The sequence below is a fragment of the Streptomyces sp. NPDC049813 genome, assembly GCF_044465085.1.
In the GTDB taxonomy this organism is placed as follows: Bacteria; Actinomycetota; Actinomycetes; order Streptomycetales; family Streptomycetaceae; genus Streptomyces.
On record NZ_JBITLI010000006.1, the window covers coordinates 238954 to 261462 of the forward strand.

Annotated in this window: 17 protein-coding genes and 2 tRNA genes; 5 read left to right on the forward strand and 14 right to left on the reverse strand. The window is 69.4% G+C overall.

Features of this window, described 5'->3' with window-relative positions:
- Positions 1 to 66 precede the first annotated feature (66 nt).
- Both ACIBW6_RS15990 and ACIBW6_RS15995 read right to left on the reverse strand, forming a co-directional pair.
- Positions 67 to 966: a rhomboid family intramembrane serine protease gene (locus ACIBW6_RS15990; protein WP_399059920.1), complete on the reverse strand. Its 900-nt coding sequence runs from the start codon at positions 964 to 966 to the stop codon at positions 67 to 69.
- A 144-nt stretch (positions 967 to 1110) separates the two neighbouring features.
- Positions 1111 to 1638, reverse strand: a complete 528-nt coding sequence (locus ACIBW6_RS15995) for a peptidylprolyl isomerase (RefSeq protein WP_399059921.1) — start codon at positions 1636 to 1638, stop codon at positions 1111 to 1113.
- Positions 1639 to 1903: 265 nt separating this feature from the next.
- Here ACIBW6_RS15995 and ACIBW6_RS16000 point away from each other — a divergent pair, with 265 nt between their 5' ends.
- Positions 1904 to 2602, forward strand: coding sequence for a DUF5324 family protein (locus tag ACIBW6_RS16000; RefSeq protein ID WP_399059922.1), 699 nt, complete (start codon positions 1904 to 1906; stop codon positions 2600 to 2602).
- Positions 2603 to 2674: 72 nt separating this feature from the next.
- On the opposite strand, the gene ACIBW6_RS16005 is transcribed toward ACIBW6_RS16000, so the two are convergent.
- Positions 2675 to 2747: transfer RNA gene (locus ACIBW6_RS16005), tRNA-Ala, on the reverse strand.
- 180 nt (positions 2748 to 2927) lie between these two features.
- Here ACIBW6_RS16005 and ACIBW6_RS16010 point away from each other — a divergent pair.
- A complete protein-coding gene (locus ACIBW6_RS16010; RefSeq protein ID WP_399059923.1) occupies positions 2928 to 3476 on the forward strand; it encodes a helix-turn-helix domain-containing protein in 549 nt (182 codons plus the stop codon).
- A gap of 147 nt (positions 3477 to 3623) precedes the next feature.
- Positions 3624 to 5765, forward strand: coding sequence for a serine/threonine-protein kinase (locus ACIBW6_RS16015; protein WP_399059924.1), 2142 nt, complete (start codon positions 3624 to 3626; stop codon positions 5763 to 5765).
- A 173-nt stretch (positions 5766 to 5938) separates the two neighbouring features.
- On the opposite strand, the gene ACIBW6_RS16020 is transcribed toward ACIBW6_RS16015, so the two are convergent.
- Both ACIBW6_RS16020 and ACIBW6_RS16025 read right to left on the reverse strand, forming a co-directional pair.
- The gene (locus tag ACIBW6_RS16020; RefSeq protein WP_399059925.1) at positions 5939 to 7387 is read right to left on the reverse strand and encodes a hypothetical protein; all 1449 of its coding nucleotides are present in this window, start codon (positions 7385 to 7387) and stop codon (positions 5939 to 5941) included.
- A 251-nt stretch (positions 7388 to 7638) separates the two neighbouring features.
- Positions 7639 to 7767 (reverse strand): DLW-39 family protein, encoded by a 129-nt coding sequence (locus ACIBW6_RS16025; protein WP_003999697.1) that lies wholly within the window; start codon positions 7765 to 7767, stop codon positions 7639 to 7641.
- Between the two features lie 325 nt (positions 7768 to 8092).
- Here ACIBW6_RS16025 and ACIBW6_RS16030 point away from each other — a divergent pair, with 325 nt between their 5' ends.
- Positions 8093 to 8422, forward strand: coding sequence for a DUF6344 domain-containing protein (locus ACIBW6_RS16030; RefSeq protein WP_399059926.1), 330 nt, complete (start codon positions 8093 to 8095; stop codon positions 8420 to 8422).
- A 759-nt stretch (positions 8423 to 9181) separates the two neighbouring features.
- Here ACIBW6_RS16030 and ACIBW6_RS16035 read toward each other — a convergent pair.
- From ACIBW6_RS16035 to dnaA, 9 genes are all read right to left on the reverse strand, one after another.
- A tRNA-Ile gene (locus ACIBW6_RS16035) sits at positions 9182 to 9255 on the reverse strand.
- A 122-nt stretch (positions 9256 to 9377) separates the two neighbouring features.
- Positions 9378 to 10046 (reverse strand): DUF3566 domain-containing protein, encoded by a 669-nt coding sequence (locus ACIBW6_RS16040; protein WP_399059927.1) that lies wholly within the window; start codon positions 10044 to 10046, stop codon positions 9378 to 9380.
- Positions 10047 to 10064: 18 nt separating this feature from the next.
- Positions 10065 to 12677 (reverse strand): DNA gyrase subunit A, encoded by a 2613-nt coding sequence (gene gyrA / locus ACIBW6_RS16045; RefSeq protein WP_399059928.1) that lies wholly within the window; start codon positions 12675 to 12677, stop codon positions 10065 to 10067.
- 42 nt (positions 12678 to 12719) lie between these two features.
- Positions 12720 to 14792, reverse strand: coding sequence for a DNA topoisomerase (ATP-hydrolyzing) subunit B (gene gyrB / locus ACIBW6_RS16050; protein ID WP_399059929.1), 2073 nt, complete (start codon positions 14790 to 14792; stop codon positions 12720 to 12722).
- A gap of 275 nt (positions 14793 to 15067) precedes the next feature.
- The gene (locus ACIBW6_RS16055; protein WP_399060034.1) at positions 15068 to 15634 is read right to left on the reverse strand and encodes a DUF721 domain-containing protein; all 567 of its coding nucleotides are present in this window, start codon (positions 15632 to 15634) and stop codon (positions 15068 to 15070) included.
- Positions 15635 to 15642: 8 nt separating this feature from the next.
- Positions 15643 to 16767: a DNA replication/repair protein RecF gene (gene recF, locus ACIBW6_RS16060; protein WP_399059930.1), complete on the reverse strand. Its 1125-nt coding sequence runs from the start codon at positions 16765 to 16767 to the stop codon at positions 15643 to 15645.
- A gap of 86 nt (positions 16768 to 16853) precedes the next feature.
- Positions 16854 to 17729, reverse strand: coding sequence for a phosphogluconate dehydrogenase (NAD(+)-dependent, decarboxylating) (gene gnd / locus ACIBW6_RS16065; protein WP_399059931.1), 876 nt, complete (start codon positions 17727 to 17729; stop codon positions 16854 to 16856).
- A gap of 188 nt (positions 17730 to 17917) precedes the next feature.
- Positions 17918 to 19048, reverse strand: a complete 1131-nt coding sequence (dnaN, locus tag ACIBW6_RS16070; RefSeq protein WP_356489927.1) for a DNA polymerase III subunit beta — start codon at positions 19046 to 19048, stop codon at positions 17918 to 17920.
- An 879-nt stretch (positions 19049 to 19927) separates the two neighbouring features.
- Positions 19928 to 21967: a chromosomal replication initiator protein DnaA gene (dnaA, locus tag ACIBW6_RS16075; RefSeq protein ID WP_399059932.1), complete on the reverse strand. Its 2040-nt coding sequence runs from the start codon at positions 21965 to 21967 to the stop codon at positions 19928 to 19930.
- A 404-nt stretch (positions 21968 to 22371) separates the two neighbouring features.
- Between dnaA and rpmH the strand changes: the two genes are divergently transcribed.
- Entirely contained in the window at positions 22372 to 22509 is a 138-nt protein-coding gene (rpmH, locus tag ACIBW6_RS16080; protein ID WP_006381191.1) for a 50S ribosomal protein L34, read from the forward strand.

Genomic DNA, 22509 nt, shown 5'->3' on the forward strand with positions numbered 1-22509 from the left:
CACTACATGCACAGGAACCGGCACACGCTGTGGACAACGCCGGTCACCATCGGTGGGCAACCTGGCTCAGGTGAGCTGTCCGGTGCGCACCACGACCATGACCAGCACCGCGACGAGGACCACCGCACAGGCCCCGTACTGCACGAGGGCGCGGCGCTCCCGGGGGGCGTGCACCATCGCGTACCCGACGACGAGACCGCCCGCCAGGCCGCCGATGTGGGCCTGCCAGGCGATGTTGAAGGACGGGGTGAAGGTGAAGATCAGGTTGATCACGAGCAGCACGATCAGCGGCCGCAGGTCGTAGTTGAGCCGCCGCATCAGGATGGCCGTGGCGCCGAAGAGACCGAAGATCGCGCCGGAGGCGCCGAGCGACTGCTGCGCGGGATCGGCGAGCAGATAGGTCAGCGCGCTGCCCGCGAGCCCGGAGACGACGTAGAGGGAGAGATAGCGGGCCCGGCCGAGCGCCGCCTCCAGCGGGCCCCCGATCCACCACAGGCTCAGCATGTTGAAGACGATGTGCATGACACTGCCGTGCAGGAACATCGAGGTCAGCAGCCGGTACCACTGGCCTTCGGCCACCCCCTGCGGTTCGCTCTCCCCGGGCACGAAGGCGTGACCGAGCATCTCGAACCGGAAGGTGAACGCGTCCCCGGCCGTCTGCTGCACCACGAACGCGGCCAGGCAGATCCCGATGAGGATCTTCGTGAGCAGCCGCCGGTCCGCGACGACCGTGCCGCCGGCCATGGTCCGCGGCTGGTTCGCACCGGGCGCGTGCCCGGTCCCGGAGCCCCCGCGTACACAGTCGGGGCACTGGAACCCGACCGAGGCGCTCACCATGCAGTCGGGGCAGATGGGCCGCTCGCACCGGACGCAGCGGATGCCGGTCTGCCGCTCCGGATGCCGGTAGCAGCCGGGCAGCTCCTGGGCGCCCTGCGGTTCCTGCGGGCTGCCGGGCGCCTGGTCCATGACGGTCGTCCCCTCCGATGATGCGGTGTCGTGCACGTCATGCGGTGTCGTGCACGGGCGCGGCCGCTTTCGGACAACGCCGCGCCCCGCTCATCCTTACGGACGGGCGGGGCGAATTGGTTCCCTGGTCGCCGCCGGAACGTATCAGCGGGTCTCCACCACGACGGACTCGATGACCACGTCCGTGACGGGGCGGTCGGTCCGCGGGTTCGTCGGCGTGGTCGCGATGGCGTCGACGACCTTCTGCCCGGCCGGGTCGACGACCTCACCGAAAATGGTGTGCTTGCGCGTCAGCCAGTTCGTCGACGAGACGGTGATGAAGAACTGCGACCCGTTCGTCCCCGGCCCCGCATTGGCCATGGCCAGCAGATACGGCTTGGTGAAGGCCAGGTCGGGGTGGAACTCGTCCCCGAACTGGTACCCGGGACCGCCCGTGCCGTTGCCCAGCGGATCACCGGCCTGGATCATGAAACCGGCGATCACCCGGTGGAAGACCGTCCCGTCGTAGAGCGGGGCGGTGGTCTTCTCACCCGTCTCCGGATCGGTCCACTCACGCTCGCCCTTGGCGAGTTCCACGAAGTTCTTGACCGTCTTCGGCGCGTGGTTCGGCAGGAGCCTGACCTCGATGTCGCCCAGGTTGGTCTTGAGGGTGGCGTACAGCTGCTCGGCCACGGTCTGCCTTCCGTCGTCTTCGGTGCCCTGCCGATCCTCCCACGGCCCGGTGGGGCCCCGGAGGTTTCAGCCGGGCAGAACCGGTCTACTCGTAACGGAAGAGGCGCGGCCCGCCACATTCCGTGGCATTGTCGTCGCCAGGCCCTTTGTTGCTCCTTTTTCAAGTCCTGGCAAGCCTTTCCACCGCATTGACGTACCTGGCAGGCATGATCCGCATAAGGGTGGAAAGGTGAATCACCTGTACGCCACCGAGGAGGAGGATCCCGTGACCCGCATTGACAGCGTGCGCGCCGCGACCGGCTCGGCGAAGGACAGCGTGCTGCACGCCGCGGACGTGGTGGCGCCCTACGCCGAGACGGCCAAGGACCGTGCGACGCAGTACGCGCACGAAGCGCGCGTCGTGCTCGGCCCCAAGGTCTCGCAGGCCGCCCAGCAGGCGCGTGCCCAGTACGGCGCCCACCTGGCCCCGCGCCTTGAGCAGGCCCGCACGCATGTCCCGCCGAAGGTCGACCACGCCGCGCACGAAGCAGCCGTCCGTACCCGCCAGGCCGCCCGGCAGGCCGCCGAGTACTCGAAGCCGCGCATCGAACAGGCCGTGGCCTCGGCCCAGCCGGTGCGCGAGGAGGCGACGTCCCGCAGCGTCGCCGCGCTCGCCGCACTGCGCGGGCAGGTCTCCCCGAAGGAGATCCAGAAGATCGTGCGCAAGCACGAGCGCCGTGCTCGCGCGGGCCGCCTCGTGAAGGGCCTGGCCGTGGTGAGCCTCGTCGCGGGTGGCGCCTACGCCGCATGGAAGTGGTGGGACAAGCAGGCCAACCCGGACTGGCTCGTCGAGCCGCCGGCCGCCACCGAAGTACCGGACGGCGCCCCGCTCGCCTCGGTCGACGGCACCGGCGAGGACATCCTCGACCCGGAGGTCCAGGCCAAGCAGGCCGAGGCGGAGACCGACCCGAAGGACAGCCGCTGACCCGTCGGCGCCCCGCACGACGAAGCCCCTGCCGCATCCGGTGACACCGGATGCGGCAGGGGCTTCGGGCTGTGGAGCCTAGGGGAGTCGAACCCCTGACATCTGCCATGCAAAGACAGCGCTCTACCAACTGAGCTAAGGCCCCGAAAACGGTGCACTTCACCGGAGGAAGGCTCCTCGGGCGAGCACGCGGACCAGAGTACCGGGTCTCCCCCCGGATCTCGCAAAAGGATTGGGGGTCCCGGCGGGCGACCACTCTCCGTAAGATGCCCCACGTGCTTCGCGGCAGCGAAGCACCGTATTGGGGAAGCGATGGGGAGACGCAATGGACGCCGCACAGCAGGAAGCTACCGCAAGAGCCCGGGAGCTCCAGCGCAGCTGGTACGGAGAGCCGCTGGGGGCGCTCTTCCGCCGGCTGATCGAGGACCTCGGACTCAACCAGGCCCGCCTGGCAGGCGTCCTCGGGCTCTCCGCCCCCATGCTCTCCCAGCTGATGAGCGGCCAGCGCGCCAAGATCGGCAACCCCGCCGTGGTGCAGCGCGTGCAGCTCCTGCAGGACCTCGCGAGCCAGGTCGCCGACGGCAGCGTCAGCGCCGCCGAGGCCACCGAGCGGATGGACGAGATCCGCAAGTCGCAGGGCGGCTCCGTCCTCACCAACACCGGCCAGACCGCGTCCGGTTCCGGCGCCCCCACCGTGAAGCGCGTGGTGCGGGAGATCCAGTCCCTGCTCCGCTCCGTCTCGGCCGCCGGCGACATCATCGACGCCGCGGACACCCTCGCCCCCACCCACCCGGAACTGGCAGAGTTCCTCCGGGTGTACGGCGCGGGCCGTACCTCCGACGCGGTCGCCCACTACCAGGCGCACCAGAACTGACCCCGGACGGGCGCCACACCGGCACCGGTTCTGGTTCTGGTACCCGCCCCGCCGTCGTCGGCGGTCGCGGGGCGGACCGGACTTCCTTGCGTGATGTCCGTGAGGGCCTTCTGCAGCGCAGGCCCGGGAGGGGAGCGTCGCACGACCATGGGTGAGGTCTTCGCCGGCCGGTACGAACTGGCCGATCCGATCGGCCGCGGGGGAGTGGGCGCGGTATGGCGGGCCTGGGACCACCGACGCCGCCGCTATGTCGCGGCCAAGGTCCTCCAGCAGAGCGACGCCCACACACTCCTGCGCTTCGTGCGCGAACAGGCCCTGCGCATCGACCATCCCCACGTTCTCGCCCCGGCGAGCTGGGCCGCGGACGACGACAAGGTCCTGTTCACCATGGACCTGGTCGCGGGCGGTTCGCTGGCCCACCTGATCGGCGACTACGGGCCGCTGCCACCGCCGTTCGTCTGCGTCCTGCTCGACCAGCTCCTCTCCGGACTGTCGGCCGTGCATGCCGAGGGGGTGGTGCACCGCGACATCAAACCGGCCAACATCCTGCTCGAGGCCACCGGCACCGGCCTGCCCCACCTGCGCGTCTCCGACTTCGGCATCGCCATGCGCAAGGGCGAGCCCCGCCTCACGGAGACCAACTATGTGGTGGGGACGCCCGGTTACTTCGCCCCCGAACAGGCCATGGGCGCCGAGCCCGACTTCCCCGCCGACCTCTTCGCCGCCGGCCTGGTCGCCCTCTACCTCCTCGAAGGCGCCAAGCCCGACGCCCGGGCCCTGATCGAACACTTTGCCGACCATGGCACTCCTGGTGCCCCAGCGGGCGTCCCCGGCCCGCTGTGGAGCGTCCTGGCCGCGCTGCTGCAGCCCGACCCCGAGGCCCGCTTCCGTACCGCGACAGGAGCGCGCAGGGCGCTTCTCGACGCCGCCGAGCTCCTGCCGGAGCCGAGCGCCGACGACGAGCTGATCGAGGTCTTCGACCAACTCGGCCCGCTGCCGCCCGGGTTCGGCCCGAACGGCCCCGCCGTCCGGGGCCGCCGGGCCCGGCCCCTGCATGCCACGGGGGGTACGGGTACGGGTACGCCTACTCGGCCGGCGTGGTTCGAGGGGGGCGATGTGGGGGGTCGGGGTAGGCCTGGGCCGGGGCATGAAGCCTGGCCCGGGGACGGCCCCGGAGAGGATGCTCGGGGCGGCCCCGGTGACCGGGCCTGGAGCGGGGAGGCAGCCCGGGGTGGCCCGGGTCACCCGCCCGGCCCCGCTTCGGTGCAGCCTGCCGCGTTCGAGCCGCCGCTCCTGCCTGCGGCCGAGCCGCCAGTCGTACCTCCGGCCGAGACTCCGCCCATACCCACGTTCGCGCCGCCGCCTGCACGCGCGAGCGAGGCTCCTCCCGTACCGGCGCCGCATGGAGCCCCGCCTCTCCCCACGAGTGAGCCGCGGACGGGTGGGTCCGAGGCTGCGTTCAGCTCCAGGGCCGAGGGCAGCGGCGGGCCCGGCATTGGGAGCGGGGCCGGGACAGGGACCGAGATTGGGGCCGAGGCCGGGACAGGGGCCGGGCCAGGAGACAGCAGCGGTGGCTCCGTCGGCTCGGGATCGGGCCTCGGCGTCAGCCCGGCACACCCCGGCCGCACCGCAGACGTCGCCCCACCGTCGGAGACGCCACCTGAAACACTGCTGACCTCCATGTCGGAGACGGGCAGCTTCCACCTCCCGCCCCCGGCCCCATCCCCGGCGCCGCACCCATCCCCGGCCGGGGCACCGGACCCGGCCCAGCCCGCGACCGAGGGCCGGCCCCTCCTGCAGCCCCCGGCTCCCCCGATGCCGCCGAGCCGCCCCACCCCCGCGGTCCCGCTGCCCGAGCCCCCTCGGCACCAACCGCCGCCCGCACGGACATCCGTCGATCCTGCGCAGGAATCCGTCCCGAGCCCGGCGGACGAAACGCGGCCCGCCCCACACTTCCCCGTCCCCCATGACTTCTCGCTGTCCCCTCATCTCTCGTCCCCTCATCCTTCGTCCCCGCATTCCTCGACCCCTCACCCCGCGCACGCGATGACCACCGTGGTCCCGCAGACCTCGCTCGACCTTGACCGTCACTCTCTGTACACCGCTCGCGCCCGAGAGGTTCCGCCCGAGGCCCGAGAAATTTCCGGCCGCCGCGCGCATCACACACCCCGCACGCCCCGCGCACCCCGCTCACGCCGACCGGGACCGCCCCCGAAGGTGACGGTCCCGGTCCTGTTCATCGCCATGCTCTGCTTCGCCCTCGGCATCTGGGCACTGACCCAGGCCTGACAGGCGGATCCCAGACAGGCGGATCCCAGCCGAACGCGGAATCAGAGGGCCCCAGCGGCAGACCCGAACAAACCGAACCAGCGGCCAACGCGGTGAATCCGGCCCTCCGTCCCCCTGCCCCGCCCCGCGCCGGGCCACCTCACCCCTCAACCCGCCTCACCCCTCAACCCCCCTCACCCCCGAACCCGCCGCACCGCCACCACTCGCCACACCCCCAGCCACAGCACCAACACCGTCCCCACCCCGATCCCCGCGACCCCCAGCAGCACCATCCGCCCGTCCACCGACGACGTAGACGCCGAAGCGGAAGCAGACGAGGACGAAGAGGACGAACCCGAAGAACTCCCCCCGGCACCGGAACCATCGGCCCCATCACCCGCACCCCCGGAGTTCTCCGCCGCACTCCCTCCCCCTGCTCCGCCGCCATCCCTACCACCAGCCCCGTCCGAATCGCCCCAGACGGCGCCTCCCTCACCCCGCTCCGCCGCCGCCCGGTCCGCGGCGGTGACCTGGAACTCCCCCGGGTCCCGTACGTAATCGGGCTGCTGCCCCTGCTCCCCGTCGACGGTCACGCGCAGCGTCACCCCGGATTCCTTGCCGCCGAACTTCTCCGCCATCGCCGGGTTGAGCGTGACCTTGAGGTAGTACCAGCCGGCCAGCCGCATCGCGGCCTGGTCGTCGCGCATCAGGTAGCGGTTCTCGTACGCCACGGGCGGCAGCGGGTCGAACACGGCGGACGTCGGCTTCCCCGCGTACGACGCGTCCTGCGCGGCAACAGCCGCCCGTGCCGGGTTGTACAGCTCCATGGCGAGCGCCCCCGTCACGATTCCCCGGCGCGCGCCGTCCCCCGCGGAACTCCCCAACTCCGCGTCGAGGAACAGCTGCTGCCCCCAGTCCACCGGCATGCGATAGAAGTGGCTCTCGCCGGGTCGGATGCCGTCCTTCCAGACCCCGGCCCGCATCGCCACCGCGTCGTTGAACCCGGTGCCTCCGGTGCGCCGCACCGCCTTGCCTGTCGGCGGCGGCACCGACGCCGACGGCCAGGCCTTCGGCCCCTCGGTCGGCGTCGCGGAGACGAGGCCCGGTTCGGTGGCCACCTTGAGTTCGAGCCCCCACGTCTCTTGTGTGGACGCGGCATCGCTCTTCCGCTCCACCACTACGTAGTACGTGCCCGCGGTCTGGCAGCGGAGCCCGCCCGGTCGCACCAGGCGCTCGGCCGCGGCAGCGAGGGGCCGCGGGTAGGCGCCGGAGCGGAACGTGGCGCGTTCGGAGTCACAGCGATTGCCGTTGCGATCCTGAAGCGTCACGGTGATGCCGTCCGAGTAAGCCGCCTTCACGTCCGGCCCGAGCGGCGGTACGGCGACCGCCGACACGTAGGCGTTCGCGGCCCCGTCCAGGTCCACGCGGTAGTACACGGCGCCGCTCGCTCCGGCGCCGAGCGAACTCCGATACGTGCTTCCCGTTCCCAGCCGCGGCGCGTCCGTACTGTTCCGCGCCCCCGCCACCTGCTGGGCGCCCTTGGCGTAGACATACGGGTCTGCCGCACCCGGCTCTGCCGCCACTGTCGCCCCGGGCAGCGCGAGCACCACGCCCGCGCCCGCACCGGCGGCGACCGCCGCCATGCTCCGCCCGCACCGTTCCCCCGCCGAACGCCTCATGAGTCTCCCCATGGGGGGCCATCCTGCCGTTCCGGGGTGCGTACTGTCCGCCGTGCGCCGGAATCCCGCCACTCATTCGCTGTTCGAGCGATGCCGTCGCATCCGTGAATACCGTTACTGCTCGCCACCCGCAACGCGGGGCGGTCGCCCCCGGGCAGCACAAAGCCCCGGCCGCTGGTGCGACCGGGGCTTGCGAAGAGACTGTTGGAGACAGCTCACGAACCCGTGGGCACGGAGTCAGTCGCCTCCGTCCACAGATCCTGCTCGGCGCGATCCGCCTGGATCTGGCGGTACACGAGGAGCCCGCCGATGGCGGCCAGTGCGACCAGGAGAAGCTTCTTCACCGCGCGACCTCGTCTTTCCTTGGCATAGAGGACTTCTGGCGCCCGACTATACACACCGACCGATACCGATCGGTGACCTGGATCGACCTCAACTCCGGGCCGCGACAGAGCAGTAGAACCGGATGATCACACTCCTGGACCGCCCGTCCTCTTGGTCCGCAGAAGACCACTACCTCCCTACTAAGGGAGTTTTTCAGCCTTTGCACCCATCCGAGTGGTGTTGATCTGAAGATCGACGTGCCGCGAGCGTCGGTCCTTCACTCTCGGCGCTGCGTACACATCATGAGGAAAGTACGCAAATCGCCCAACCCGAAAGTGAGGGATCATGACCAAGAACCGGGTCATGACGCTGTGGACAGTCGTCATCTCTGCCTTCATCGCGCTCTTCTCGGCGCTCGGACTCGTCAGCCCGGCCGCAGCGGCCGCTCCCGTCCAGCAGACCGAGGAGGCCGCCCGCAGCACCGCGGTGAGCGCCCCCGCCGCCACGTCGGTCCGGCCGGCCTGGACCTTCAAGCGGTCCCTGCCACCGACGATGAAGCAGCGGATCCGCGCCGAGGCCCACGGTTCGTCCCCCAGCTGCCGCCACCGTCCGCCGGCCGACACGGAGCAGTCCGAGAGCGATGCGGACCTGCAGTCGGAAGCGCTGACGTCGTAGCAGCAGTCGGGTCGGAACACCCGACCGGACCACCCGTCCAGCTCACGCGGCAGGACACCGGGCAGCACAGCCCGAACAGTCAGCTCAGCAAGTGCAGCAGACAGAGCAAGAAGCAACACGCAACAGCAGCACCACCAGCAGTACGCAGTGCGAGCGGTACTCCGTACAGGGGACGCCTTCCAGCGGTAGGCAACGCCCTTGACCGAGCGACCAGCAGCAAGCGGCACCGTAAGCGAGTCGCGCCAGCCTGCAAGCCACACAGCAGGACGCCGTACCTAGTAGGCAGAAGCAACACAACAGAGGCAGCACGACGAGGACAAGGACTCCTGGGGCACGCGAGCCCCACATACGAGTCCAGAGCAACCATGGGCCCGCCCAAGGACGCAGACCTCGCGCAAGGAAGGCGGCATCTGCAGGGGCCGCCTACGTAGACCAAAGCCACATGGCTCCGTATGAAGCCACTGTCACCAAAGACGCACCCGCACACACAGCCGTGCGGGCACCCCAGCACGCAGACCGCCCGCCACGCAGGCAGTCCCCCAGCACCAGACACGAGGCCCCAGCCAAACACCGGCTGAGAGGGCCCTTCTCGCGTGCCTGCTTCCGCACGGGCCGCACTGCACGCCCAAAAGTGCGTGTCACCCCGCACATGCCGGCCACGCACGGCGGGGGCTCAGCACCGACCGACTGCAAGGCGTCCGGAGAAGCCAGAGACGCCAAAAACCCCCAACCATGACTGGTTGAGGGTTCTTGTACTTGTGGGGCTAACAGGATTTGAACCTGTGGCCTCATCCTTATCAGGGATGCGCTCTAACCAACTGAGCTATAGCCCCGCCGCGCTCTGCGGTGTGTGTCCCGCGCGCTGACCTCTGAAGATTAGCGCACCAGGGGGCCAGTCCCAAAATCGATAGTCCTGGCCCGCCCACCAGCGGCTCTTACGAGCCCGGAGGAGCGCTCACTCGTCCTCGGCGAGCGTGAGCTCGACGCCGCCGACGAAGCCCGCGGAGAGGTTGTAGATGAACGCGCCGAGCGTCGCGAGGGCCGTCGCCAGGACGACGTCGATGACCGCGATGACCGTCGTGAACATCAGCACCCGCGGCAGCGACAGGAACGACTGCAGGTCGAAGCCGTTGGACTCGTTCGAGCCCGTGGCCTCGGAGAGCGTGCCGCCGACCGTGGAGAAGACGCCCATGGCGTCCATGACCATCCACAGCACCGCGGCCGCGATGATCGTGCAGATGCCGAGCGCGATGGACAGCAGGAAGCTGACCTTCATCACCGACCACGGGTCCGCCTTGGCCACGCGCAGGCGTGCCTTGCGGGTGCGCGGCATGGTGCGTGCCCCCGTGCGCGGCCTGCGGACCGCTCCGGCCGGCGCGCTCTGGTACGCCTGCGGCGGGTGGTAGGGCTGAGCCGCCTGCTGCGGCTGCTGCCGCTCGCCGGGCAGCGCGCCGCCACCGTCCATGTACGGCTGGGTCTGCGGACCTCGGGTGTCCGTCACAGTTCCCCCCTGGGATCCATGAGACTCGTGCGAGTCCTTCGAGTCATGAGCGGAGCCACGGCCGCCCTCGGTTTCCGTACCGGTGGATGTCCCGGTAGAGCCTGCGCCCGTGGCTCCGCTCACGATGACTCTCTCCTCGCGCTACTCGGCCGAGGACTGCTCGCCCTCGTCCGTTCCGACGGCCGTCTCGTCCTGGGCCGCTACGTCGGTCACGGTGTCGTCCGCGTCCGCGGCGTCACCCTCGACCTCCTCGGCTTCCCGACCGGCCTCGGCGTTCCGAGCGATGCCGACGACGGCATCGCGCTTGCCCAGGTTGATCAGTTGAACGCCCATGGTGTCACGGCCCGTCTCCCTGATCTCGTTGACTCGCGTACGAATCACACCGCCCGACAGCGTGATGGCGAGGATCTCGTCGGTCTCCTCGACCACCAGCGCGCCGACGAGCGAGCCGCGGTCCTCCACGATCTTGGCTGCCTTGATGCCGAGGCCGCCGCGGCCCTGGACGCGGTACTCGTCGACGGCGGTGCGCTTGGCGTACCCACCGTCGGTGGCGGTGAAGACGAACGTACCTGGGCGGACGACATTCATCGAGAGCAGTTCGTCGCTCTCGCGGAAACTCATGCCCTTGACACCGGATGTGGCACGGCCCATCGGACGCAGTGCGTCGTCCGTGGCGGTGAACCGGATCGACTGCGCCTTCTTACTGATGAGCAGCAGGTCGTCCTCGGCCGAGACCAGTTCGGCGCCGATCAGCTCGTCGTCCGAACCGTCCGCCGTCTCACGGAGGTTGATGGCGATGACGCCACCGGACCGCGGGGAGTCGTAGTCCTTCAGGGACGTCTTCTTGACGAGGCCCGCCTTGGTGGCGAGGACCAGGTAAGGCGCCGCATCGTAGTCGCGGATCGCGAGGATCTCGGCGATCGCCTCGTCGGGCTGGAAGGCGAGCAGGTTCGCCACGTGCTGGCCACGGGCGTCGCGGCCGGCGTCCGGGAGCTCGTAGGCCTTGGCGCGGTACACGCGGCCCTTGTTGGTGAAGAAGAGCAGCCAGTGGTGCGTGGTCGACACGAAGAAGTGGTCGACGATGTCGTCTTCCTTGAGCTTCGTCCCGCGTACGCCCTTGCCGCCGCGCTTCTGCGAGCGGTAGTCGACCGTCTTGGTGCGCTTCACGTAGCCACCGCGCGTGATGGTGACGACGATGTCCTCTTCGGCGATCAGGTCCTCGATGGACATGTCACCGTCGAACGGCACCAGCTTGGAGCGCCGGTCCTCGCCGAACTTGTCGACGATCTGCTGCAGTTCCTCGCTGATGATCTGGCGCTGCCGCTCGGGCGAGGCCAGAATCGCGTTGTACTCGTTGATCTTCTGCTGGAGCTCGTCGTGCTCGGCGACGATCTTCTGGCGCTCCAGGGCGGCGAGCCGGCGCAGCTGCATCTCGAGGATGGCGTTGGCCTGGATCTCGTCGATCTCCAGAAGGCCCATGAGGCCCTCTCGCGCGATCTCCACGGTGTCGCTGCGCCGGATGAGGGCGATGACCTCGTCGATGGCGTCCAGGGCCTTCAGGAGGCCGCGCAGGATGTGCGCCCGCTCCTCGGCCTTGCGCAGCCGGAACTTGGTGCGCCGGACGATGACCTCGACCTGGTGGCTCACCCAGTGGCGGATGAACGCGTCGAGGGAGAGCGTGCGCGGCACCCCGTCGACCAGGGCCAGCATGTTGGCGCCGAAGTTCGTCTGGAGGTCGGTGTGCTTGTAGAGGTTGTTCAGCACGACCTTGGCGACGGCGTCCCGCTTGAGGACGATGACCAGGCGCTGCCCGGTACGCGAGCTCGTCTCGTCGCGGACGTCCGCGATGCCGCCGACCTTGCCGTCCTTCACCAGGTCGGCGATCTTCTGGGCGAGGTTGTCCGGGTTGACCTGGTAGGGCAGCTCGGTGACCACCAGGCACTGGCGGTTCTGGATCTCCTCGACCTCGACGACCGCGCGCATCGTGATGGAGCCGCGACCGGTCCGGTACGCCTCCTCGATGCCCTTGCGGCCCACTACAAGGGCGCCGGTCGGGAAGTCGGGGCCCTTGATGCGCTCGATGAGGGCTTCCAGGAGCTCCTCGTGCGAGGCCTCCGGGTTCTCCAGGCACCACTGGGCGCCGGCGGCGACCTCGCGGAGGTTGTGCGGCGGGATGTTGGTCGCCATGCCGACCGCGATGCCGGCCGAGCCGTTGATCAGCAGGTTCGGGAAGCGGGACGGCAGGACGGTCGGCTCCTGGGAGCGGCCGTCGTAGTTGTCCGTGAAGTCGACGGTCTCCTCGTCGATGTCGCGGACCATCTCCATGGACAGCGGCGCCATCTTGCACTCGGTGTACCGCATGGCGGCCGCCGGGTCGTTACCCGGGGAGCCGAAGTTGCCGTTGGAGTCCACCAGCGGCATCCGCATCGACCACGGCTGCGCGAGGCGGACCAGGGCGTCGTAGATCGAGGAGTCGCCGTGGGGGTGGTAGTTGCCCATGACGTCGCCGACGACGCGGGCGCACTTGTAGAAGCCCTTCTCGGGCCGGTAGCCGCCGTCGTACATGGCGTACAGGACGCGGCGGTGGACGGGCTTGAGTCCGTCGCGCACGTCCGGCAGCGCGCGGGAGACGATGACGGACATCGCGTAGTCGAGGTAGGAGCGCTGCATCTCCGTCTCGAGCCCGACGGGCTCGATCCGCATCGCGATGTCGCTGCCCTCTTCAGGGACGCTCGGGGTGTTCTCGTCGGCCATTGCTGGTGAAGATCCTTTCTGCGGCGGTCAGCTGAGACCGACTCAGATGTCGAGGAAGCGGACGTCCTTGGCATTACGCTGGATGAACGAGCGGCGTGCCTCGACGTCCTCGCCCATGAGGACGGAGAACAGGTCGTCGGCCTGGGCGGCGTCGTCCAGGGTGACCTGGCCGAGGACGCGGTGCTCCTGGTCCATCGTGGTGATGCGCAGCTCCTCGGCGTTCATCTCGCCCAGACCCTTGAAGCGCTGGACCGAGTCGTCACGGATGCGCTTGCCGGCCTGCCTGCCCATCTCGATGAGGGCGTCACGCTCGCGGTCCGAGTAGGCGTACTCGAAGTCCTCCCGGCCCCACTTGATCTTGTACAGGGGCGGGCGGGAGAGGAACACGTGACCCGCCTCGACGAGCGGCCGCATGAAGCGGAAGAGGAACGTCAGCAGCAGGGTGTTGATGTGCTGGCCGTCGACGTCGGCGTCCGCCATCAAGATGATCTTGTGGTAGCGGAGCTTCTCGATGTCGAAGTCCTCGTGGACACCGGTACCGAAGGCGGAGATCAGCGCCTGGATCTCCTGGTTCTGCAGGATCTTGTCGATCCGCGCCTTCTCGACGTTGAGGATCTTGCCTCGGATCGGGAGGATCGCCTGGTACTGCGGGTTGCGGCCGGACTTGGCCGAACCGCCGGCGGAGTCACCCTCGACGATGAAGATCTCGCATTTGGTGGGGTCGTTCGACTGGCAGTCCGAGAGCTTGCCCGGCAGGGACGCCGACTCCAGCAGGCCCTTGCGGCGCGTCAGGTCGCGCGCCTTGCGGGCCGCCACGCGCGCGGTGGCCGCCTGAATGGACTTGCGGATGATGTCCGAGGCCTCGACCGGGTTCCGGTCCAGCCAGTCCGTCAGGTGCTCGTGCACGACCTTCTGGACGAAGGTCTTCGCCTCGGTGTTGCCGAGCTTCGTCTTGGTCTGGCCCTCGAACTGCGGCTCGCCCAGCTTGACCGACAGGATGGCCGTCAGCCCCTCGCGGATGTCGTCACCCGTGAGGTTGTCGTCCTTCTCGCGCAGCAGCTTCTTGTCGCGCGCGTACCGGTTGATGAGACCGGTGAGCGCCGCGCGGAAGCCTTCCTCGTGGGTACCGCCCTCGTGCGTGTGGATCGTGTTCGCGAAGGAGTAGACGCCCTCGCTGTAACTCGTGTTCCACTGCATCGCGACCTCGACGGAAAGGAGCCTCTCCTTGTCCTCCGCCTCGATGTCGATCACGGTGGGGTGGACGACCTCGCCCTTACGGGAGTTGAGGTACTTCACGAAGTCGACGATGCCGCCTTCGTAGTGGTACGTCACCGAACGCGCCTCGCCCTCTTCAGGGGCGTCGGCGGTGTCGGCGCCGACGACGGCCTTGGCCGAGTCGCGCTCGTCCGTGAGCTTGATCGTCAGGCCCTTGTTGAGGAAGGCCATCTCCTGGAAGCGCCGCGAGAGCGTCTCGAAGGAGTACTCGGTGGTCTCGAAGATGTCGCCGTCGGCCCAGAAGGTGACCGTGGTGCCGGTCTCCTCGGTGGCCTCGTGCTTGGCGAGCGGCGCGGTCGGCACACCCGCCTTGTACTCCTGCGTCCAGCGGTGGCCCTCGGTCCTGATGTCCACGGAGACCTTGGTGGACAGCGCGTTCACCACGGAGACGCCCACGCCGTGCAGACCGCCGGAGACGGCGTAACCGCCGCCGCCGAACTTGCCGCCCGCGTGCAGGACGGTCAGCACGACCTCGACGGCCGGCTTGCCCTCGGACGGGATGATGCCCACGGGGATGCCGCGGCCGTTGTCGATGACGCGGACGCCGCCGTCGGGCAGGATCGTGACGTCGATCGTGTCCGCGTGGCCGGCCAGGGCCTCGTCGACGGAGTTGTCCACAACCTCCTGCACCATGTGGTGCAGGCCACGCTCACCGGTCGAGCCGATGTACATGCCGGGTCGCTTGCGGACCGCGTCCAGCCCTTCGAGGACGGTGATCGCACTGGCGTCGTAGGAGGCCTCTGTTGCCCCTACGTGCGCGTGCGCGCCTGCGTCGGTGGACGGGTTGTTCTCGTTGGGGTTGCCGGAATCGGCCACGAAGCGCCCTTTCTGGCACAGCACAAGCCAAGCTCCCGGTTGGTGGCCGGTGCGGCTGCGGCGTGTTGGTTCGGTAAGCCCTTGTCAGCGTTGCTCGGTGCGTCCCACAAGTGGGGCGGGATTGGCTCCCAGTCTACCGGTAGCGCCGACAGTGATGGGGGTTTGGCGGTACCTGAGTCCGCATGTGCCGCCCTCAACCGGTCTCGGCCGACTCCCCATATGCGGAGCGGGGCTCCAAGAGGCTCACAGCGGCACTCAGCGCTTCGAGGTGTCAACCCCCCGCAACCGTGGCCGCGGTCTCACCCGAAGGTGCCGTCGTGACCTGTGCTTCCGGGGGCGCGCAAGGGGCCGTAGCGGCGGGGGCCACCACCGGGATTCCTGATGTCGATCCGGCTGACGGTGCCGTGCCCGAGGTCCTCGTTGAGGCGCTTGACGAGCTGCGCGGCCAGCATCCGCACCTGGGTCGCCCAGGCCGTCGAATCGCACTGCACGACCAGGACGCGCTCGTCCTCGTCGTACTTCTGCGGCACACAGTGCCTGGCCAGCTCCTCGCCGACGATCTCCGGCCAGCGACCCATGACACCGCCGACCGCGGCGGGCGTCTCCCAGCCGCGCTCGGTGATCAGCCGGTTGATGGCCGGGCCGAGCCCCATCGGGTCGCGGCCGTCGGCGCGGGCCCCGGACCGCAGTCCACCGCCGCGCCGGACGTGCTTCTTCTGCTGCGCCGCGGCACCGCGCGCGCGTGCGGCCTCTTTCGCCGCACGGAGGGCGACGCGTGCGAGATCGACACCTGAAGGCTCGGGGGCCGCCTTCGGTTCCCGCGGATCGCCGGGGCCTTTGCTCCCCGGGCTCTCGCCGCCCGGCACGTTCTCGCTCACTGCCGCTCCACCGTCCCCTCGGAGACGACGTACCGCGTGCCGGTCAGCACACCCGGCACGTCGTCGTCGACCGCCGCCGTCACCAGGACCTGCTCGCCGGGCGCCACGAGCTCCGCGAGCCGCTCCCTGCGGCGCACGTCCAGCTCGGCGAAGACGTCGTCCAGGACGAGCACCGGCTCGTTCCCCTCGGCCTTCAGCAGGTCGTACGAGGCCAGGCGCAGGGCCAGCGCGTACGACCAGGACTCGCCGTGGCTCGCGTACCCCTTGGCGGGCAGCTGCCCGAGCTTGAGCAGCATCTCGTCGCGGTGCGGGCCCACCAAGGTGACCCCCCGCTCGATCTCCTGCTTCCGCGCGCCTTCCAGGGCGGCCAGGATCTGCTCGTACAGCTCCTCGCGCGCGTGCCCGACGATCTCCGGCGAGGACGGCTTGTAGTCGAGCGCCACCGGCCCGCCGCCGGGCGCCAGCTGTTCGTACGCCTTGTCGGCCAGTGGTTGCAGCGCGGCGATCAGGTCGAGCCGCTGCGCGAGCAGCTCCGCACCCGCGCGCGCGAGGTGCTGGTCCCATACGTCGAGCGTGGACAGGTCCATGGAGCGGCCGCCGTGCCGCCGGGCGAGCGCCGCCGACTTCAGCAAGGTGTTGCGCTGCTTCAGGACGCGGTCGTAGTCGGAGCGGACGCCGGCCATCCGCGGCGACCGGGCGGTGATCAGCTCGTCGAGGAAGCGGCGGCGTTCACCGGGGTCCCCCTTGATCAGCGCGAGGTCCTCGGGGGCGAACAGCACGGTCCGTACGATGCCCAGCACGTCACGCGGCTTGACCTGCGAGGAGCGGTTGATGCGCGCGCGGTTGGCCTTGCCGGGGTTCAGTTCCAGCTCGACGAGTTGCTGGCGCTCTCCCTGGCGCACCTGGGCCCGCACGACGGCGCGCTCGGCGCCCATCCGCACGAGCGGGGCGTCCGAGGAGACGCGGTGGCTGCCCAGGGTGGCGAGGTAACCGACGGCCTCGACGAGATTGGTCTTGCCCTGGCCGTTCGGGCCCACGAACGCGGTGACGCCCGGGTCGAGAGCGACCTCGGCGCGGGCGTACGAGCGGAAGTCGGCCAGCGACAGATGCGTGACGTGCATGGTCGTGGGCCGACCTCCCCCAGATTTCGCCTACTGCTGTGGATCAGCGAGTGGATCAGTGCGTACGGGCTCGTGGCGCGGGTGCGTCACGCCTTCTCGACGGCGTGGCCGCCGAACTGGTTGCGCAGCGCCGCGATCATCTTCATCTGCGGCGAGTCGTCCTGCCGGGAGGCGAAGCGCGCGAAGAGCGACGCGGTGATCGCCGGCAGCGGGACGGCGTTGTCGATGGCCGCCTCCACGGTCCAGCGGCCCTCACCGGAGTCCTGGGCGTACCCGCGCAGCTCGTGCAGGTGCTCGTCCTCGTCGAGGGCGTTGACCGCGAGGTCGAGCAGCCACGAGCGGATGACGGTGCCCTCCTGCCAGGACCGGAAGACCTCGCGCACGTCCGTCACCGAGTCCACGGCCTCCAGCAGCTCCCAGCCCTCGGCGTAGGCCTGCATCATGGCGTACTCGATGCCGTTGTGGACCATCTTGGCGAAGTGCCCGGCGCCGACCTTGCCCGCGTGCACGGAGCCGAAGTCGCCCTCGGGCTTCAGGGCGTCGAAGACCGGCTGGACCTTCGCCACGTCCTCGGCCGAACCGCCGTACATCAGCGCGTAGCCGTTCTCCAGGCCCCAGACGCCACCGGAGACGCCGCAGTCGACGAAGCCGATGCCCTTCACGCCCAGCTCGGCGGCGTGCTTCTCGTCGTCCGTCCAGCGGGAGTTGCCGCCGTCGACGACGACGTCGCCCTCGGAGAGCAGCTCCTTCAGCTCGTCGACGGTGGACTGGGTCGCCGCGCCCGCGGGGACCATCACCCACACCACGCGCGGGCCCTTGAGGCTGCCCACAAGCTCTTCGAGGCTGTGGACATCCGCGAGGTCCGGATCGCGGTCGTAGCCGATGACGGTGTGGCCGGCGCGGCGGATGCGCTCGCGCATGTTGCCGCCCATCTTGCCGAGGCCGACGAGACCGAGCTCCATCAGTGGTTCCTTACGTTGCGACAGGGCGTGGAGGGGGCACGTGACGACACATCGCCGTGCATACGTACGTACCTGTTTCCGACCCTAAACCGGGGGGCGCCCTCCACGCCTTTCGGGCGGAGGGCAGCTCACGCACACCCTGTGGACCCGGGTCGCCCCACGTGCGGGCGGCCCGGTCCCTCGCCGACTCAGCCCGACAGCCGCACCGGCATGATCAGGTACTTGTAGGCGTCGTCCGCCTCCGCGTCCACCGCCGGCCTGCCGCTGAGCAGCGCGGGCTTGGTGGACGTCGTGAACGACAGCTGGGCGACCGGGGAGTCGATCGCGCTCAGGCCGTCCAGCAGGAACGTCGGGTTGAAGGCGATGGAGATGTCGTCGCCCTCCAGGTTCGCGTCAACCCTTTCCACAGCCTGTGCGTCGTCGCTGGAGCCGGCCTCCAGGATGAGCACGCCCTGCTCGAAGCTGAGCCGCACCGGGGTGTTGCGCTCGGCGACCAGGGCCACACGCTTGACGGCCTCCACGAAGGGGGCGGTCTCGATGACGGCCACGGAGTTGAACTCCGTCGGGAACAGCGTGCGGTACTTCGGCAGGTCGCCTTCGAGGAGACGCGTGGTCGTCCGGCGCCCGGCGCCCTCGAAGCCGATGAGGCCCTCGCCCGCACCCGAGCCGGACAGGGCCAGCGTGACCGTGTCACCGCTCGTGAGCGCCTTGGCGGTGTCCAGGAGCGTCTTGGCGGGCACCAGGGCGACCGCGGAGGCCTCCGGGTCCTCCGGCTTCCACAGGAACTCGCGGACGGCGAAGCGGTACCGGTCGGTGGAGGCCAGCGTCACCGTGTCGCCCTCGATCTCGATGCGCACACCGGTGAGGACGGGCAGCGTGTCGTCCCGGCCGGCGGCGATGGCCACCTGCTGGGCGGCCGAGGCGAAGACCTCGCCAGGGACCGTGCCCGTGGCGGTCGGCATCTGCGGCAGGGCCGGGTACTCCTCCACAGGCAGGGTGTGGAGTGTGAACCGCGACGAGCCGCAGACCACGGTGGCTCGTACACCGTCTGTGGAGATCTCCACCGGACGGTTCGGCAGAGCGCGGCAGATGTCGGCAAGAAGGCGGCCGGAAACGAGAACCGTGCCTTCTTCGTCGATCTCCGCGTCCACAGAGACGCGTGCCGAGACCTCGTAGTCGAAGCTCGACAGGCTGAGTGCGCCCTCCTCGGCCTTCAGGAGAAGGCCCGCGAGGACAGGCGCTGGCGGTCGCGCCGGGAGGCTGCGCGCCGCCCAGGCCACTGCCTCCGCGAGTACGTCGCGTTCAACCCGGATCTTCACCGTAAGCCGCCTCCTGCGTGTTGCTGGCTGCTCTCGCCCTGCGTGGTCATCGGTCTCGTCGTCAGACGTGGTGTCGCTCGGCCCACCGATGGGGAGAACACCGGGGACCAGTCTGACGCACCGCACTGACAGTCGGTGCCTGTCGGGGTCAAGTCGCACCGAGCGGCAGCCGAGGCGCCGACAGCGAGTTGTGCACAGCCCCCACTTCGAAACGGATTCCCAGCTCTCTCTAGTTGGGAGTAGTAGTAGGGGCTGTGGAAACCGTGGATAACCTCGTATCCGCAGGTCAGAGCCGGTTTTTTGTCCACCGCGCCTGTGGGCCGAGCCCGTGGACAACCGCCCTCTTCTGTGGACGGCGAAAAGTTCTGCACATTCGATGCACAGGCAGGGGCCACTTCTCCCCAGCGTCGTCCCCAGCTTTACCCCCGTTCCCCACAGGCCAACCGACCACCTTGGTGTGACGCCTTTCACTCGCCGAGGTGATGAGACGCGTCGGGTTGCCGAACAGTGGACAGCGGTGTGGAGAAGCACCTGATCGCTGTGCACAACAGCTGCCATCCTGTGGGTCGACGGTGGACAACGCTGCGCACAGCCTGTGGAGGAAAAGTCTGTCCACAGCCTGTGGAGATCTTCTGTCCACGAATCCACACCCGTCTGACCTGGTGTGTTGTCGTACGGGCGGGTGGCCCTGTGGACGCAGTCTGGACAACTTTCCGGTCCCCAGGCTGTGGAGCGAAAAAACCCGGCACATCTGTGGAGAACACCCGTAACGTGCCGCGGAATCGAACACCGGCGCCGTCCCGGGGCGCCCCTGAGGACGAAGAAGGGCGCCCCGGGAGTCGATCCCGAAGCGCCCTGGAGGGACGAGGTGGCCGGCTGTCAGCCGTTCTTGATGCGGTTGGTGAGCTCGGTTACCTGGTTGTAGATCGAGCGTCGCTCGGCCATCAGGGCCCGGATCTTGCGGTCCGCGTGCATCACCGTGGTGTGGTCGCGGCCGCCGAACTGAGCGCCGATCTTCGGCAGCGACAGGTCGGTCAGCTCACGGCACAGGTACATGGCGATCTGGCGGGCCGTCACCAGGACGCGGCTGCGGGAGGAGCCGCAGAGGTCCTCCACGGTCAGCCCGAAGTAGTCGGCCGTCGCCGCCATGATGGCCGTCGCCGTGATCTCCGGGGACGCGTCCTCGCCGCCGGGGATCAGGTCCTTGAGGACGATCTCCGTGAGCCCCAGGTCCACCGGCTGCCGATTGAGCGACGCGAAGGCCGTGACCCGGATCAACGCCCCTTCCAGCTCGCGGATGTTGCGCGAGATGCGGGACGCGATGAACTCGAGCACCTCCGGCGGCGCGTTCAGCTGCTCCTGCACCGCCTTCTTACGAAGGATCGCGATACGGGTCTCCAGCTCGGGCGGCTGGACGTCTGTGATCAGACCCCACTCGAAGCGGTTGCGGAGCCGGTCCTCCAGCGTCACCAGCTGCTTGGGCGGCCGGTCACTGGAGAGCACGATCTGCTTGTTGGCGTTGTGCAGGGTGTTGAAGGTGTGGAAGAACTCCTCCTGCGTCGACTCCTTGTCCGCGAGGAACTGGATGTCGTCGACAAGAAGGATGTCCATCTCGCGGTAGCGCTTGCGGAAGCTGTCGCCCTTGCCGTCGCGGATGGAGTTGATGAACTCGTTGGTGAACTCCTCGGAGCTCACGTACCGCACGCGCGTGCCGGGGTAGAGGCTGCGGGCGTAGTGCCCGATCGCGTGCAGCAGGTGCGTCTTGCCGAGCCCCGACTCCCCGTAGATGAAGAGGGGGTTGTACGCCTTGGCCGGCGCTTCGGCGACGGCGACCGCGGCCGCGTGCGCGAACCGGTTCGAGGCGCCGATCACGAAGGTGTCGAAGAGGTACTTGGGGTTCAGGCGGGCGGTGGGCTCGCCGGGGCCCGTCGCGGGCGCGGGCTGAGCGGCCAGCGGCCCGGGAGCGCCGGTGGGCACTCCGCGGCCGCCCGGGCCGCCGGGACCGGGCCCCGCAGGGCCGCCGTCCTGGCCGTGGCGTCCGCCCCGCGGTCCGTCGCCGGTGTCCCGCCGCTGCTGGCGCTCCCGCGGTGAGTCGTACGAACCGCGCTCTTCATAAGAGGGCCGCTCGTCATACGGGGAGCGCTCTTCGTAGGGGGACCGTTCCTCGTAGGAGGAGCGGTCTTCATAAGAGGAGCGCTCCCCCTGCTTCTGCTCGTAAGGGGAGCGTTCCGGCTGGTTGTAGCGGCTGCGATCCGGCTCGTACGGCTGCTGCTCGTAGGAGGGGCGTTCCTGCTGCCGGTAGTCGTGCTGCTGCGGCGGAGACGCGTAGGGGTCCCGCTCGGGGAAACCGAGGCGCGGCTGCTGCCATCCGTACTCGTCCTGCTGCGGCCGGGGCCAGGCGCCGGGCTCGGGGCGCTGGTAGTCCGGGTAGGCGGGCCGGGCGACCGGGAGCTGGTCGCCGCGCGGCACCTGCTGCTCGCCCCGCGGACCCTGGCCGTGCTCCTCCGGGCCGCGCCGCTCGTAAACGTCGTAGGCGTCCCGGCTCTCGTAGCCGTCGCGGCTCTGGCCGGGGGCGAGGGGCGGCTCGGTGTCCTCGTAGCGCAGCTGGGCGGCCGGGGATGCGGAGGGGACGGGCGCCTCGCCGACGGAGTCGTCGACGGCGATCGCGATCCGGATGGGGCGGCCGCACTCGCGGCTCAGCGTCTCGGTGACGACCGGGGCCAGCCGGCCTTCGAGGACACCCTTCGCGAACTCGTTGGGGACGGCGAGCAGGGCCGTGTCGGCGACGAGGGCCAGGGGCTGGCTGCGCCGGATCCAGTGCTCGTCCTTCGTCTCGACGCCCTGCCCGCGACCTTCACCGAGGAGTTTCTCCAGAACTTGTGGCCACACTGCGGCAAGATCGGCAGGTACGTCAGCCACAGGGCACGCTCTCTCGCTGGTCCCACGAACGTGTGATTCCTGGGACGGGTTGGGTGGGAGGCTCGAAGCCGGTTCCGGAGGAAAATCGGGTGGGCCGGTGAGAAGGGAACGAATCGGAGTTCAGCCACGGTAGTCAGCGCGACCGCTGCGGTTCAAGTTGTTGTCCCCAGCCTGTGGACAGTGTCTCGCGCGTGAAGCCGGTTTGACCGAATGGCGTAGCCGCGCGTACCGTGACCAGGTCGAGTTGTCGATGGCTGCTGCCGCCTGCCTCCGATGGGCAAGAACACGGTCTCTCCTTCCGAGAGCCGTATAGCGGTGCACTCGGGCGTATTGCGAGCTACTCGTGGGCGCACGGTGACAGCCAGGCGATGTCCCGCCACCACACGATTTTCTGGAGCCCCCGAGTGAGCAAGCGCACCTTCCAGCCGAACAACCGTCGTCGCGCCAAGACCCACGGTTTCCGCCTCCGCATGCGGACCCGCGCCGGTCGTGCGATTCTCGCCAACCGCCGTGGCAAGGGTCGCGCCAGCCTGTCCGCCTGA